Source organism: Chryseobacterium foetidum (assembly GCF_025457425.1).
Lineage (GTDB): Bacteria > Bacteroidota > Bacteroidia > Flavobacteriales > Weeksellaceae > Chryseobacterium > Chryseobacterium foetidum.
In genome coordinates this window covers 2,207,693-2,223,765 of sequence record NZ_JAMXIA010000001.1, presented here as the reverse complement: position 1 = coordinate 2,223,765, position 16,073 = coordinate 2,207,693, and the positions used below count along the sequence as shown (strand labels likewise).

Genomic DNA, 16,073 nt, shown 5'->3' with positions numbered 1-16,073 from the left:
GTTTTAGTTTAAATATTTAGACATTTCAATATAAGAATCAGACATTCCGTTGTCGTAATCCTGATACTTTTCGTCGATGGTAGTAAAATATTTTTTAGCTTCTGCATTTTTCTTTAAACCTAAAGCCAAAATACCAGCTTTTCTTGTAAAATAATACGTTGTATAAGGGTCATTTGATGCAGAAACTGCTTTGTCTAAAAGGCTTAAAGCTTCAGTGTTTTTGTTCAAACCAGACTGTGCATCTGCCATTACTCCATATTTCATTGCTTCCAAAGTCTTGTTGTCTGAAGAAAACTGATCCATCAGATCATAAGCTTCCTGATATTTTCCTTCCTTGAATTTTAAAAGAGCCGCATTGTAACCAGCCAGTTTACCCACTTTAGTAGAAGAATACTCATTGTAAGTACCTAAAAATCCTGGATTAGCCGCAGATTTTCCACCTAAAGCTTCTTTATCTTTACCTTCTGTAAGATTTTTCTGTGCAGAAAGATATGTTTTTACTGCCTCAGCATTTTTTGGAGCTACCACAAACTGTTGGTATCCGAAGAATCCTAAAACGCCTAAAACAAGTACGCCAAAAGCAATACCTAATGGTTTTGAATATTTTTCAAGGAATCTTTCTGTGTTTAAAGCTTCTCTGTCAAGGTCTTTAAAGAATTCCACTGTTTCTTTACCTTCCTGCTCGTTCGGAGCCTTATTTCCCAATTTTGCCATAAATTCTTAAAAATTGAACTGCAAATTTAATTGTTTCTGAATGATTTACAAAATACTTTGCGAGTATTATTAGTTTTAAATTTTAATATTCTAAAATGCGGTAAATTTCCGCATCAAATTTCTTTAATTTCTCCTCTCCGCGAAGGGCTTTCAACCCAATTAAAAAACTGAACTGCGAAACATTTGCTCCTTGTTTTTCAACTAATTTGGCAGCAGCTTCTGTGGTTCCGCCTGTTGCCAGTAGATCGTCGTGAATCAAAATGCGCTGTCCTTTTTTGATCTGTCCGTGACGGGTTTCGATCACAGCACTTCCGTACTCAAGATCATAACTTTCTGAAATGACTGGTGGTGGCAGTTTTCCTGCTTTTCTGATTAAAATGAAAGGAACTTCCAAAGCTGAGGCGATCGCAATTCCGAAAAGATAACCGCGGCTTTCAATTCCACAGACGGCATCGATTTTTCCTTTGCTGAACTGTACAAAATCTTCAATTACATCTTTATAAAGCTGATGATCGAGAAAAATAGTCGAAATATCTTTAAACTGAATTCCGTCAATAGGAAAATCAGGAATGTTTTCTATCGTTTCATTTAATCTTTTGATCAGTTCTTCAGAAGCCATTAAGGATTGATTTTGTAGCTTGAAATTTTCCAGTCTCCGTTCACGTTTTTCAGTCCGAAAGTTACTTTTAATGCAGTTGTTTTTCCGCTTTTATCGGTAACATCGTAAGTCGCATTTACACTTGCCGAATTTGGTGTGGAAGCGTTTGTGCTGATATTTTTTACTGAAACATTTTTCACCGCTCCAAAACCGGAAGTTGCATTGGAAAATGAATCGTAGCTTCCCCAGCTTGGGTTGCTTGATGCATCAAATGCTGCTTTTAAATTTTGTGAACTTACATTGTTCAGAAATTTGCTCACTGTAGATTTCGGATCTGCTGCAGGCTGCTTCGGCGTTGCAGGTGCCGGTGTTGCAGTTGGGTCCACCGGAGTTCCTGAAGGTGAATTAACATCAGGAAAAGTTGGTTCTGTAATTGCTGCAGAATCTATTTTCGGTGGAGCAGGCATTTTAAGCGCAGCCGGATTAACATCCAAACCGATTTTTGTCATTTTTAAAGTCTTCGAGGATGTTTTTACCGATACCGTGATATCAATTTTACCATCTGTTACCCTTTCTGCCGAAAGCGAAGAGAATTTCAGATAAAATCCTTTGAAATTATTATCTACCATTATATTTTTTGCCGTAGATAATTTTACACCATTATTGAAAACCTCTAAAGTAGCCTCCAAAGAAGCACCACTGAAAGAAACTGGATTTCCGGACGCATCTGTTAATTTAGGAATGATCTGAACGGCAGTCGGGCCGCTTCCCGTATCTCCTGAATATCTTGTAGTAAGGTTGATAGAACCTGCACGCACATCATTGGAATCAACTTCCTTAGGATTCAGATCTCCGAAGATATCCATTTCGCCTAATGATGGCGGAGCGGTGCTTGACCAGTCCATGCTGTTTTTCTGTGCTACCTGATCGGCGAGTGCGAGAATTTCAGGCACTTTTTTGCCGTCAATCAGCTTGCCTAAAGCTTTCAGTTCGTTGATATCACCATCGGCTTCTACACCGAAAGTTTTAAGTACATATAAAGCTTCATTGAATTTGATTTGCTGAAGCGTATTCAGACTTGAGGTCATATCATTAATGCTCGACTGCAAAGACTGTGTGGAACTTGCGTCTACATGGTCTTTCTTACAGGCTGTAAACAGTGCAAGACCGGCAATAAGTAAAAAAAATCTAACCTTTTTCATATGTAGCTATTTATCGTTTTTTAAATTCATCCCGAATAATCGGAACAAGTTACGCCATCACAGTATCTTCATTGTGTTTGTATTTACAAATCACAGCGCTTTTGCTGAATGATGGTTTGTTGCAAATTTAAATAAAACCTTTTATATGAAGCGTTTTTTTATTTTGCGTTTTGTTTTTCCTTCAAATCATCTTTAAAGAACGAGCTGAAAACAGTCTGCATATTCGGAAACGAAGGATCTTCCCAGTATTTTGTACTGTAGTTGCTCTGGTTTTTGTTGTATTTTACTTCCTGCACATTGTCTTTGTCGGAATAATCCAGTTCTGTCGGATAGAAATTTTTGTAAACAATCGCCTGATTATAATCTGCTTCGCTTTTGTGTTTAAGTTTAACAAACATAATTTCGTTGTATTCCGTAAAATCTTTCAGCTGTTTTTTTGATTCTTTTTCAAAGGACAGATTCATAATTGATCTCATATCGAAAACTCTGTATCCTAGGAACGCAAGTTCTTTTTCCTGAAAAGCTTCTCCGGTCACTTCAATCTCGTCTTTGAATGTACCTTTAAGTTCTTTTATTTTAAATCTTCGGGTTTGATAGTCTTCATAGTTGCCGACATTCTTCATTTTTGGCATTTCCAACCAAGAATTGTAATCCCAAGATCCGGTTTCTTTCTTCTCATTGGTAGCACTTTCAAGTCGGAAGATTCGGTACTGTTCCACATGAATGTCTTTAACCTTTCTTGTTTTATTATCGAAAACATAGGTCGCAACACCGTCTACATAACAATTAAGCTTATTGTTGACTGTCACATAAGCATTAAAATTTCCTTTAATGAAAAGATATTTGGCCGGCTTTGATTTTTTAATGACAACAGCTTCAATTTCTCTTACTTTATCATTCAGTTTTACAACATCTTTATTGATTTCTGCATAAGAAAGCTCTGCCAATACTAAATTATCATAAATGAGTTTAAATTTTTCCTGTTCAGGTTTAATTGCAGATTTCTCAATTTTACCATCAATATCCGAGAATCCTAAAATATTTCCGTCTTTGCCGAAAACAGAGACTTTGGTAAGTGGTTGCCCGCTTCTTTCAGAAACGAAAGTGATGGTTTGTGCAAAGAAAAAATTCAGTACAAAAAGTAGAAGAAAGGAAGTTTTGACTTTAAAATTCATAGTTAGCTTTTTTAATGTTTATTATAAAGACGCAGAAAATCCGGAATAGTTGTCTTGAGTTTATAATTATTTAATGAGTGCTCTCAATTTAGCTTTTGTTACGGTAGATTTATTTTTTGTTAAGAGTACAAAAATAAGTTTTCATTATGAGCGATAGATAACTTCCAGCATTCATCTTCCAACATCCACCCAAAAATTCAGCACAAAAAAAGACTGATCCGAAGACCAGTCTTTTGTAATTATATTCTGTAACGAAACCTTAGAAAGGATATTCGTAAATTTCAGATTCGTGTAGGTAAGGGTTACCTGTAGGAATTAATTTTAGTTTAGATAATGCTGAAAGCACTGTAAACATAAATAATCCTACCACAAATAATACCGCTCCGGCTACCAATAATAGCAATTCAGGTGTTTTCCAGAAAGGACCCACTGTTCCCGGCATTACCATGTTGAAATAATCCAAAAGGTGACCGAAGATTACGATACAAGCCATTGTAGTTACTACTTTGTAATTTCTCTTGATGCTGCTGCTCACCAATACCAATAAAGGTAAAAGGAAGTTGAATACCAACATCGGAAGGAAAGTAGGTGAATAGTGCTGGAATCTTCCGAAGAAATAATTTACCTCTTCCGGAATGTTTGCATACCAGTATAACATGAACTGTGCAAACCATGTATACGTCCAAAGTAAACTTGTAGCGAAAAGGAATACTCCTAAGTCATGCAAGTGATTGTCATTAAACTGTGGAAGGAAACCATTTTTCTTAAGATAAACACTTAATAAAATAATAACCGCAACACCACTTGAAAGACAGCTAACCATTGAATACCAGATATACATTGTAGAATACCAGTGAGGGTCAATAGACATCAACCAGTCCCAAGCCCATGCTGCAGAAGCAAATCCGAAGAATGCGATGTAACCAACTGCCCATCTGTAAAGGAACTGATACTCAACCAAAGATTTTGTATCATCAACTTTTTTAGACTGAGCTTTCAGTTTCCAAGCAAAGAATGATGCTCCCAAAACATAGATAAATGTTCTGATTGCGTAGAAAGGAATATTCAGGAAAATTTTCTTTTCAAACAGGATCACATCAAAGTGTGCTGACGTAGGATCTGTTAAATCCGGATCCATCCAGTGGAATAAATGTCCCTGATGTGTAATATTAAGAATCATGATGATAATTAATATTGCTCCACCGTAAGGAATATATGAAGCAATAGCTTCCATTACTCTCGTGATGATAATTGGCCATCCTGCATGAGCTGCATGCTGAATACAGTAGAAAAACAATACTGCAGCACTGATTCCGAAGAAAAATACAGCTACAAAATGAATAGATGCCAATGGCGAATTGTGAATCTGCATTGTTGCATGCTCAAGGTGAGCTTCGTGATCCTGAGGACCCACCTGCTGGCTTGAATGCGTAGGTGCATCATGACCTGAGGCATGTACTGCCTCCATCATGTGTTCTATTTTCTCAGTAGATAAACCGCTATTCATGAAATACCCGGCTGCGAAAAGAACCAAACCTACAACAAGAAGTATGAGAGAAGTTGATTTTAATTTTGGTGAAAAACTATACATTTCTTTTCTTATTTTTTAGTTTCAGTAGATTCAGTAGTTGCTGCTGGTGTAGCCGCCGGAGTTGCTGCTGGTGTTGCTGCTCCTTTTTTGAAAGCATTCATCACATACATCGCCACTCTCCATCTGTCGCCAGGGTTCAGCTGTCCTGCATAAGATCCCATGGCATTTCTACCGTTAGTTAATACATAATGCACAGATCCTACAGTAATTTCTCTGTCTGCATAATTTGGTACACCGGCATAGGCTCCGCTCTGAACGATTGGTCCCTGACCATCACCTCCTGTACCATGACAGGCTGCGCAGGTACGCTCAAATAAGAACTTTCCTCTTTCGATATCTTTTTCAGCGTTTGCAGGATTCAAAGGTGATGTACTTACTGTTTTAGAAGCATCATAACCAGCGTTGTATTCGTCCGGATTTTTTGGAAGTTTACCTTCAGCGAAAATACCGTCTTTATTCTGGGCAACTGAACCTTCTACAGGAGAAAGACCTGTGGCACCGTTATTTTTTACAAAAGCAGGAATTTCATTTTCATGATCTGAATAAGCATCCTGAGCCTTCATCAAAGGATCGTAAGCTACAGGAAAATACATATCCGGGAAATATACCAAGGGTGTATTATCTTTCGGTCCGCAGGAAGTAAATAATACTGCTGAAAGACCTAAAACGGCTGTAATTTTTAAAATATTATTCTTCATCTTAAGCATCTTTTACAGTTATCTCTTCTACACCGGTCTCAATAAGAAGCTGCTTTACAGATTCTACATCGTCTGTTACAAACTCCATTAAGAATTTATCGTCAGTAGTTCTTGGATCAGGATTCTGTGCCGGAGCTCCAGGATACATTTTATTTCTTACAAAGAAAGTTAATGACATCATGTGAGCAGTACAGAAAACCATCAATTCAAACATCGGGTCGATGAAAGCAGGGAAGTTGTTTACCCATGTGAATGCCGGCTTACCACCAATATTCTGTGGCCAGTCATGGTTCATAATGTACCATGATAAAGTAATACCAATGGTTACACCATAAAGTGCGAAGATAAATGCGGCATCAGAAATTCTTGTTTTCTTTAATCCCAAAGCTTTATCAAGGCCGTGAACAGGGAAAGGAGTATAAACTTCGTTTATAGAGATCCCTTTATCGTTGAATGCTTTAACGCCGTTCATTAAATCGTCGTCATCAGCATAAAGTCCGTATACAATTTTAGTGGTGCTCATCTCCTTCTTTTACTTTATAGGTTTCACCTGAAATTTTTAAGATACTCTTCAATTCAGCCTGTGCAATTACAGGGAATGTTCTTGCATATAATAAGAATAATACAGAGAAGAATCCGATTGTTCCCAAATATACTCCAACGTCAATGATGGTTGGTTTAAACATCGTCCAAGATCCTGGAAGGTAATCTCTCGAAAGGTTGATTACAATTATGTCAAAACGCTCAAACCACATACCGATGTTGATAATTAAAGCAATAATAAATGTAGCAATGATGTTTGTTCTTACTCTCTTGAACCAGAATAATGCAGGAACAACAAGGTTACAGATAATCAATGCCCAGAATGCCCACCAGTAAGGTCCTACTGCAGCACCCGGAGAAAGATAAGTAAAGTCTTCGTATCTTGAACCAGAATACCATCCGATAAAATATTCAGTTGCATAAGCTACAGTTACCATACCACCTGTCAATACGATTACGATGTTCATAATTTCGATATGATACATGGTGATGTAGTCTTCAAGGTGACATACTTTTCTTGCGATCAACAATAGCGTCTGTACCATTGCAAATCCTGAGAAGATCGCACCCGCAACGAAGTAAGGAGGATAGATCGTAGAGTGCCATCCTTTTATAACTGAAGTTGCGAAGTCAAATGATACCGTAGTGTGTACCGAGAATACAAGTGGAGTTGCCAAACCAGCCAAAACCAAAGATACTTCTTCAAATCTCTGCCAGTGTTTTGCTTTTCCACCCCATCCGAAAGACAGTAATGTATAGATTTTTTTGGTCCAAGGCGTTTTTGCTCTGTCTCTGATCATTGCAAAGTCAGGAATCAAACCTATAAACCAGAATACTGTAGATACTGAGAAATAAGTAGAGATTGCAAATACGTCCCAGAATAGCGGAGAGTTAAAGTTGGTCCAAAGTGTACCAAACTGGTTAGGAAGAGGGAAAACCCAATATCCTACCCAAACTCTACCCATGTGAATTACCGGGAACAAAGCTGCCTGTACAACCGCAAAGATCGTCATCGCCTCTGCAGATCTGTTTACAGACATTCTCCATCTCTGTCTAAATAATAATAATACTGCTGAGATCAGCGTACCGGCGTGACCAATACCTACCCACCATACGAAGTTGGTAATATCCCAACCCCAGTTAATAGTTCTGTTAAGCCCCCATGATCCAATACCTGTTCCGATAGTGTATGCGATACAGCCAAATCCGTAGATGAAAAGAACTAAGGCTGCATATAGTGAAATCCACCATAGTTTTCCTGCTCTTTCTTCGATAGGTCGTGCAATATCTTCAGTGATATCGTGATAAGTTTTGTGACCAATAATTAGAGGTTCTCTTATCGGAGCTTCGTAATGTCCTGACATTTTTTACCTATTTATTATTTATAACTTTATTTTTCTACTCTGTTTCTTACTTTAGTGTGATAGAACACGTTTGGTTTTGTGCCGATCTCTTCAAGTAAATGATATCTTCTGTTACTAGAATATAATTTTCTAACTTCAGACTCTTTGTCATTCATGTCTCCAAACGTCATTGCTCCGGTAGAACAAGCAGCTGCACAGGCACAAGAATTTTTAAATTCGTTGTCTGTTACTCTTCTGTTCTCTCTCTTCGCAGCTAAAATTGTAGCCTGAGTTTCCTGGATACACATAGAACATTTCTCCATTACCCCTCTTGTTCTTACAACAACATCCGGATTCAATACCATTCTACCTAAATCGTTATTCTGATTAAAATCAAAACGGTCATTTAAGTTATAAGTAAACCAGTTGAAACGTCTTACTTTATAAGGACAGTTGTTTGCACAGTATCTTGTACCGATACATCTGTTATAAGCCATGTGGTTCTGTCCCTGCTTACCGTGTGAAGTCGCCGCTACCGGACAAACAGTTTCACAAGGTGCGTGGTTACAGTGCTGACACATTACCGGCTGGAAGATTACGTCCGGATTTTCTGCAGGATTTTCTAAAGATCCCTCGATTCCAAGAACTTTGCTTCCATATAATTCCGGAACGGCTTTATCCTGAGCTAAACCATCATAAACAGTTAATGTTTCTTTTGAAGAATAGTAACGGTCAATTCTCAACCAATACATATCCCTTGACATTCTGATTTCCTCTTTTCCTACTACAGGAACATTGTTTTCAGCCTGACAGGCGATGATACAAGCACCACAACCAGTACACGAGTTCAGGTCAACAGATAAGTTAAAGTGAGGCCCGTCTGTATCGTCGAAAGCATCCCAAAGGTCAATTTTTGCAGCTGGAAGAGCTCCGCTGATCGTGTGATATTCCAAAGGCTTGTTCCATCCTTTGTGCTCATCATCGAAAGGTACGTTGATGAAATCTGCCAAAGGAACTTCTCTTGCGATTTCGTAACGACCCATTAAAGTATTTTGAAGCTGAACTCCCGCAAATTCGTGGTCTTCTCCTGTTTTTTCAATTTTTACACCTGAAACTACAAGGTTTGATCCATCAAATAGAGGATAAGCATTTACTCCTGTATCAGCAGTTGCCCCTGAATTTTTCTTTCCGTATCCAACAGCAAGACCTACTGATCCTTCTGCCTGACCCGGCTGTACAAAGACAGGAACGTTTTCTAATTTTACTCCGTTTACTGTAAGGTTTACATAAGAACCGTCAAGTTGCATTCTAGCGTTTAGATCATTTTTAATCTCAAACTTTTCAGCATCTTTAGGAGAAATAGTCAGATAGTTATCCCATGACATTCTTGTAATTGGATCCGGTAATTCCTGCAACCAAGGGTTGTTTGCCTGAGTTCCGTCTCCCATTGCAGTCTTGGTATACAATACCAATTCTAATTCAGCAGGTTTGAAGTTTCCTAATTCAGCTAATGCCTGACCAGCGTTTCCACCAGCGTAAGAAAGCATTGTTGCATTTGTAGAAGCTACAAAACCGTTATATAAAGCTTTATTAAATGAAGTCCCTCCTAAAAGAGAACCTGCATTAGCTTTTAAATAATCGTAATAGTTATTGGCAGCATTGTTTTTTCCATTCTTCCAAACCAATAAAGATTCTTCGATCTGTCTTGATTTGTAAATTTTCTGGATCGTTGGCTGCATTAATGTATAAGCACCTGTCTGAGGCTCCATGTCTCCCCAGGACTCCAACCAGTTGGCTACAGGAATTACAGCTTTCGCTGCTTTATACATTTCGTTTTTCTTATCAGCAACAGCAACGATGTAAGGTACTTTTGCCAAAGATTTTTTGAAGTCCTGACCTTTGTGGTAAGAATAAATAGGGTCTACATTGTTTGTGATTAAAACACCAACCTGTCCACCGTTTACCCATCCTAAGAACTCTTCAAATCTTGCTTTGTCAAATTCTTTCAGGAAGTTTGCCTTACCAGTGAAAGCAACAGAACCTAATTTTTGGTTGATTAAGTGTGCTAAAACCTGAGCAGCTTTAGATCCGTCAGCAAATACAACAGCTTTGCTTCCTTTAGCCTGAAGTTCTTTCACGATTTCTGCTGCAGTTTTATCAGCCGGAGCAGTTCCTCCAACGATAGCGTTGTAAACTTCAACCAAAGTTTTGTTTACAGCACTTGGCTTTAATCTGTATCTTGAATCGGCATTGGCACCGGTTAAAGACATATTGGATTCTACCTGAATGTGTCTTAACATTGTTGCTCCCGGAGTTCTTGCAGAAGCATAAGAAGTTTCAAGGCTTGCAGCATTAAAATCTCCCAGGAAATCTGCCTGGAAAGCTACTACCAACTCAGAACCTTTAAGGTCATAAACAGGTAAAGCTCTTGTTCCGAATACTTCCTGAGCAGCATCTAAAGCTGCATTGTGAGGGAAAGCATCGTAAGTTACCAACTCTGCAGTCGGATATTTTGCTTTAAATTCAGCAAATAATTTTTTGAAAGTAGGTGAAGCGAAAGACTGAGATAAAAGAACAATCTTTTTACCTGAAGCCTGAGCCTCGTTTAATCCTTTGATAACGAAATCATCTACTTTGTCGAAAGTTTCGTCTTTCCCGTCCAGTTTCGGTTGCTTTACTTTATCATTGTCATACAACGAAAGTACAGCTGCCTGAGCTCTTGCATTAGTTTTACCTAAATCGCCGGCTGCCGGGTTCGGATCAATTTTGATTGGTCTTCCTTCTCTGGTTTTTACTAAAACGCTGGCGAAATCGAAACCGTCAAAATATGTTGAAGCGTAGTAATTTGGAACCCCAGGAATAATATCATGTGGCTTTACTACATAAGGAATCGTTTTGATTACCGGAGCTTCACACGCTGCCAAAGTTACCGCCGCAGTTGAGAAACCTAAAAGTTTTAGGAAATCTCTTCTGGTTGTACTTGCATCGCTGGTTTCCGCTTTGTCGAGAAAATCTTCTACCGGAATTTCTTCCTGGAACTCCTTAAGAGCCAACTTACCGTTTAAGGCAGGGTCTTTAAGTTCGTGAATACTTCTGAATTGTATTTTATTTGAAGCCATTTATACTTCTAATTTTTTAGTTATTAATAATGACATTTACCGCACTCAAGACCTCCAATTGCATCTACCGTGATCTTACCACCATCCTGAGGATATTGTTTTTTCAACTTATCGTGTAGATTTTTGAAGTAATCTTTATTATAACCGTTGGTCATATCTATTTCCGTAGTTCTGTGACATTCGATACACCATCCCATTGTGAAATCATTCGCCATCTGTACAACGTTCATGGTATCAATTTTACCGTGACATGCTTTACATACTACATCGATTTTGCTATCAGGATTTTTCTTGTTGAAAGAATTGATGATTGCTTTTTCTCCGGCAACAACGTGCTGAGAGTGGTTGAAGTAAACGAAATCCGGCATATTGTGAATTCTCGTCCATTCTACAGGTTCTGTTTTTCCTGTGTATTTCTGTGCGGCAGGATCCCAACCGGTAGCAGCATATATCTTCTGGATTTCTCCGTCATAGAATGCCTTGTCTTTTCCTGGCTCCATGTAATGATCTTTGTTGTACTCAGAAATAGTTCTGTGACAGTTCATACAAACGTTCATTGAAGGAATTTCAGATACCTTACCGTATTTTGCACTTGAGTGACAAAGCTGACAGTCGATTTTCTGTTCTCCTGCGTGAATTTTGTGAGAGAAATAAATCGGTTGCTCCGGCTTATAACCTTTATAAACGCCAATCCACATAATCCAGTTCCAGACACCGTAAGCAGCAAGGATTGCAAGAATTGCAAGAAGTCCTTTACCCACCATGTGGTATTTCTCGTAGATTTCGCTGAAAGATTTTACTTTAGATTGATTGTAATCAGATAATTCGTCAGACTGACCCAGCTTTACCAACTGTCTCAACTTCAGCAAAATCCAAACTAAAAGTCCGGCAATTGCCAAAAGTGATATAATCATGATTGTTGTAACGCTTTTATCAGCTGGAGCTGCAGCAGCAGTACCGTTAGCATTGGGAGCACCTGGTGCAGCTTCCTCTTTTGGCTCTTCTGCCGGAGGATTGGATGTATAAGCTAAGATGTTATCAATATCCGTTTCTGAAAGATTTGGAAAGACCTGCATTTCAGTCTTATTGAATTTTTCATAAACTTCATTGGCATACTTATCGCCTGAAGCTCTAAGTGCCTTGTTGTCTTTAATCCACTTATGAAGCCATTCTGTATCCAGGCCCTGCTCAGACTTCAGTCTTTCTACCACACCTTTCAGTGCCGGTCCAACCACCTGCTTGTCTAAAGCGTGACATGCTGTACAATTTGCTTTGAAAAGTGTCTCACCTGCTTTAGGATCGCCATCTTGCCCGTAAATTGAAGCACTTGTCGACAGCAACATACCAATTGCAATCAACGTTTTTTTGTAATGCTTTCTCCAACTAATCATTTAAATTATCTTATATTAGTAATTATTGAATTTGTAATCAATCCCGCAAAAATAAGATTTTTAAGAAGATTTTAACGACTGCTGTAAAAGGTAAAATGTCATTTCCGTTTAATTTGTAACTATTCTAAATAACCGTGCTTGCTATGTTTTTTATTATTTATAACTTTGCAGAAACAAGGTTTTAAATGAAAAAAATTATTGCTACATTTTCTGTTCTTGCCGCTTGTGGTCTTAATACTATTGACGCACAGCAAGTTGTAAAGAAAGATACAATCTCCGGAACCGAGCTTGTTTTAACAATGGACTCCAGAGTTAGTGATGCTTTGGGCAATCTGGAAGAGCGTTGCGAGAAAACTACGTATGGAAAATCTTTTGAAGATTCCGACAGCGAAGTGAGAAAACCGGCTAAAGTTTATGTTCCGAACCGTGAACTGACAAAAGCTGAAATCTGTGCAAAAAACCCGAGAATTTTAGGTTTTAAAATTCTAATTACTACAGTAAAATCGAATGAAGAGGCTAATGAGGTAAAAGCCTATTTCAGAAAGAGATTTCCTAATCTGAAAGTGGAAACTGATGCTTCTTTAAGACCAAATTATAAAATTTTAGCAGGAAGTTATTTCTCTAAACAAAGTGCTTCAGGCGATCTTTCAAGAGTAAGGGAATATTTTAAATCTGCTACCTCAGTTCAGTACAGAATCTTCTGTTCTGAAGCCAAATAAGAAAAATTTAATTTAAAAATATAAACGTCTGCAGTGAAAATTGCAGACGTTTTTTGTTAATAATATCGGTTTACAAAATCGAAGAATTCTGACATTCGATAGAAATTATTGAAGCCTAAATAAACGGTCATAATAACGATTGAACAACCTAAAAATGAAAGCATTTTCGGTTGATTTTTGTATGCGAAAAACAACCATCCCAAAAGCATTGGATAGACAAAAACAAAGTGACCGCCGTAAATGTAAGAGGTATGAAGCCCAAATCTGAAAACGCAGTGAATTGCGATGTCAACAGCAAAAGAAATCATCAGAATCTGCACGAGTTTGTTTTTGAAATTTCTGAAATAGCTCCAAAATATCAAAAGAAGTAATAATCCGATGAAAATATACGGAACAGCAGAAGTGTACACATCCATGAACAAAGCTTTGTAATAAAAGCCTTGCATATTGTGTTTTTCTCTGATAAAAAAGCCTGGAAACAGAATATTTCCGCCAAAAAAGTAAGAATAGATCATATCCCAAACGGGAGTGGAATTTACATTCGAGAACTTTTCGTACTGCTCACCAGATTTTGACAGAATATTTTCATATTTAAAATTGATTCTGTTCAAATACAGTAAAACAAAAATCACACATGAAATCCCAACCCTCAATACAGCAAATCCAAATTTTTTCCAGTTTTTGAAAAGGTCTTTTTCAAATAAAACAGGGATGAATATTTTAACAATATTTGTCACGGTTAAACCTCCAACGACTGTTGATCCTAAAACCAACGAAAGTCCGGAAATGTTACCATCTCTTTTAAGTTTTACGGCTGAATAATAATTGAATGCAGTAAGTAAAAGTAAGGTGTAAGTATATGTTTCAGGAGTGAATGATAAAAGGATGCACGTTGAAAAAAGACTGAAGAACAAAACCAAAAGCAAATTCACGAACAGTGGCGTCTGAACAATGTTTTTTAGATATTTATAGACCTGAACAATGCTCAGGCTCACAATAAAATTGCTGATCCAAACCAGAAAAAGTCTGAACTCCATTCCCATTTTTCCGTTGGTGAAAAGGAAAATAAATTCTCTGATCCAGTTGAAAAAATACCATGAAAGCGGATGTCGTTCAAAGCTTCCACCCGTCATCACAATTGCTTTGTTATCAAAACTGAAATACGCATCCCACGGAATTCTGCTGTCGAAAACTATTTTGTAATGCTGCGCCAAAAAAGTTCCGAAAATCCCGTAAGTGGCAAGGGAAAAAATGAAAATTCCCAGCTCCATAAATGTGGAGGGAAAGATCATTTTAAAAAAGTGAATGAGTTTTGATTTAATAGACATTCATTATAAATTTCTGCAAAAATAGGATTTACAAAAGTCTTTAACGAAATCTTAAAGGTTTAAATTCAAATTATGAACTGCACGAAAGCATCGAACAGCCCGCCACGCCTTCAAAGCCATCCGGTCTTTTCACAGAAAATTCAGGAAATTTTTCCTCATAAGGGTTTTCCAAAGCGATAATCAGTTTTTCAAGTAAATCTCTTTTGCCTTCTTCCAGTTCTTCGATGCATTGATACAAAAGGTAATTTCTCAAAGTGAATTTCGGATTGTTTTCCTGCATCAGCTTTTTTGATTCCTCCGCAGAAATTGAGTTTTTTGATAACCTTTTCTCATATTCAGATAAAAATTTGTTAAATTTTTCAAGATTTTCATCGTCAATCAATCCGTAAGAAATTTTTTGAAGCTGTTCAGAAGTTATTTTTTGGTTCAAATGACTTTCGAGTTCGTTAAAAAACAGTGTGTAATCTAATGAAAGTTCCTGCATCAGACTTTGCCATGACGAAAAGAAATCATCGTCACCGGAAATCAGTTTTTCAAATCCGAATTTTCTGCACCACATTTCATCATGTTTTGTCCAGAAGTAAGTTCCGAATTCGTTTAATGTTTTCTCCAAAAATTTTTCATCTTCAATCACCTGAAACAGCGAATTGGCGAGTTGCCAGAGATTCCATTGGGCAATCTGTCCCTGCTTTCCGAAAGCATATCTTCTGCCAGGCAAATCGGTGGTGTTTGGAGTGAAATTTAAATCATATTCATCCAACATCGAATAAGGACCAAAGTCGATACTTAAACCTAAAACCGACATATTATCTGTATTCATCACACCGTGTACAAATCCGACCCGATACCATTCAACCATCAGATCTGCAGTTTTTGTACAAACTGTTTTAAAAAACTCCTGATATTTTTCTGCGCCCTCAGATTTTATTTCAGGAAAATAATTTTCAATGGTAAAATCAAGAAGTTTTTTTAAAGTTTCGGTTTCTTTTTGAGCCGCAAGAAGTTCAAAATGCCCGAATCTCAAAAAACTTTCAGCAGTTCTGATCACCACGGCACCTTTTTCATATTGAGGATTTCCGCTGTACATGATGTCGCGAACTACATTTTCTCCGGATAAAGCCAAACTTAAAGCTCTCGTGGTAGGAACTTTTAAGTGAAACATTGCTTCACTCATCAGATATTCCCGAACGGATGATCTCAAGACAGCTCTTCCGTCAGCATGTCTTGAATAAGGTGTAGCTCCCGCACCTTTCCATTGAATTTCAAACTTTTTACCCTCTTTGTTTTCAATTTCTCCGGCAAAGATCGCCCTTCCGTCACCGAGTTGACCTGCCCAGTTTCCAAACTGATGTCCGGCGTAAGCGGTTGCATAGGTTTTTATATTTTGAGGCAAATCTGTTCCGACCAAAAAATTTAAATCAGATTTTTCACTAAATTCTCCGAGACCGATTTCATCAGATAATTTTTGATTAAATAAAATCAGCTCCGGGTTCTCAAAACCTGAAGGTTCAACAATTGAGAAAAGCATTTTAGGGGTCTGTCGCTGCATGGTGTTTCCTGAGAAATCTCCCGGAAACTGTTCTGTGAAAGGTTGTTTTATCTGATCGAGATTCATAGTTCAAAATTAACCAAAAACTTCATAAAAAAAGACC

The 16,073-nt window shown here is 37.7% G+C and carries 13 protein-coding genes; 1 reads left to right on the top strand and 12 read right to left on the bottom strand.

Going from position 1 to position 16,073, the window contains the following annotated elements; genetic code table 11:
• Positions 1-3: 3 nt before the first annotated feature.
• From NG809_RS10485 to NG809_RS10440, 10 genes are all read right to left on the bottom strand, one after another.
• Positions 4-714, bottom strand: coding sequence for a YfgM family protein (locus tag NG809_RS10485; RefSeq protein ID WP_262150433.1), 711 nt, complete (start codon positions 712-714; stop codon positions 4-6).
• Between the two features lie 82 nt (positions 715-796).
• Positions 797-1,333, bottom strand: coding sequence for an adenine phosphoribosyltransferase (locus tag NG809_RS10480; protein ID WP_262150431.1), 537 nt, complete (start codon positions 1,331-1,333; stop codon positions 797-799).
• A complete protein-coding gene (locus NG809_RS10475; protein ID WP_262150429.1) occupies positions 1,333-2,514 on the bottom strand; it encodes a hypothetical protein in 1,182 nt (393 codons plus the stop codon). Before NG809_RS10475 ends, NG809_RS10480 begins: the two co-directional genes overlap by 1 nt.
• A gap of 158 nt (positions 2,515-2,672) precedes the next feature.
• Positions 2,673-3,689 carry a hypothetical protein gene (locus NG809_RS10470; protein WP_262150427.1) on the bottom strand — a complete coding sequence of 339 codons (1,017 nt, stop codon included), beginning with the start codon at positions 3,687-3,689 and terminating at the stop codon, positions 2,673-2,675.
• 259 nt (positions 3,690-3,948) lie between these two features.
• Complete coding sequence (locus NG809_RS10465) at positions 3,949-5,280, bottom strand: quinol:cytochrome C oxidoreductase (RefSeq protein WP_262150425.1); 1,332 nt, start codon at positions 5,278-5,280, stop codon at positions 3,949-3,951.
• 8 nt (positions 5,281-5,288) lie between these two features.
• The gene (locus tag NG809_RS10460) at positions 5,289-5,987 is read right to left on the bottom strand and encodes a c-type cytochrome (protein ID WP_262150423.1); all 699 of its coding nucleotides are present in this window, start codon (positions 5,985-5,987) and stop codon (positions 5,289-5,291) included.
• On the bottom strand, positions 5,980-6,501 hold the full coding sequence (locus NG809_RS10455; RefSeq protein WP_056083551.1) for a DUF3341 domain-containing protein: 522 nt from the start codon (positions 6,499-6,501) through the stop codon (positions 5,980-5,982). The genes NG809_RS10460 and NG809_RS10455 overlap by 8 nt, the downstream gene beginning before the upstream one ends.
• On the bottom strand, positions 6,488-7,885 hold the full coding sequence (gene nrfD, locus NG809_RS10450) for an NrfD/PsrC family molybdoenzyme membrane anchor subunit (protein ID WP_056083549.1): 1,398 nt from the start codon (positions 7,883-7,885) through the stop codon (positions 6,488-6,490). The genes NG809_RS10455 and nrfD overlap by 14 nt, the downstream gene beginning before the upstream one ends.
• 26 nt (positions 7,886-7,911) lie before the next feature.
• Complete coding sequence (locus NG809_RS10445; protein WP_262150419.1) at positions 7,912-10,983, bottom strand: TAT-variant-translocated molybdopterin oxidoreductase; 3,072 nt, start codon at positions 10,981-10,983, stop codon at positions 7,912-7,914.
• Between the two features lie 23 nt (positions 10,984-11,006).
• A complete protein-coding gene (locus tag NG809_RS10440; protein ID WP_262150417.1) occupies positions 11,007-12,374 on the bottom strand; it encodes a c-type cytochrome in 1,368 nt (455 codons plus the stop codon).
• A gap of 185 nt (positions 12,375-12,559) precedes the next feature.
• On the opposite strand from NG809_RS10440, the gene NG809_RS10435 reads away from it, so the two are divergent.
• Positions 12,560-13,093 carry an SPOR domain-containing protein gene (locus NG809_RS10435; RefSeq protein WP_262150415.1) on the top strand — a complete coding sequence of 178 codons (534 nt, stop codon included), beginning with the start codon at positions 12,560-12,562 and terminating at the stop codon, positions 13,091-13,093.
• A 56-nt stretch (positions 13,094-13,149) separates the two neighbouring features.
• On the opposite strand, the gene NG809_RS10430 is transcribed toward NG809_RS10435, so the two are convergent.
• Entirely contained in the window at positions 13,150-14,421 is a 1,272-nt protein-coding gene (locus tag NG809_RS10430) for a DUF6080 domain-containing protein (protein ID WP_262150413.1), read from the bottom strand.
• Between the two features lie 70 nt (positions 14,422-14,491).
• A complete protein-coding gene (locus NG809_RS10425; protein ID WP_262150411.1) occupies positions 14,492-16,036 on the bottom strand; it encodes a protein adenylyltransferase SelO in 1,545 nt (514 codons plus the stop codon).
• Positions 16,037-16,073 lie beyond the last annotated feature (37 nt).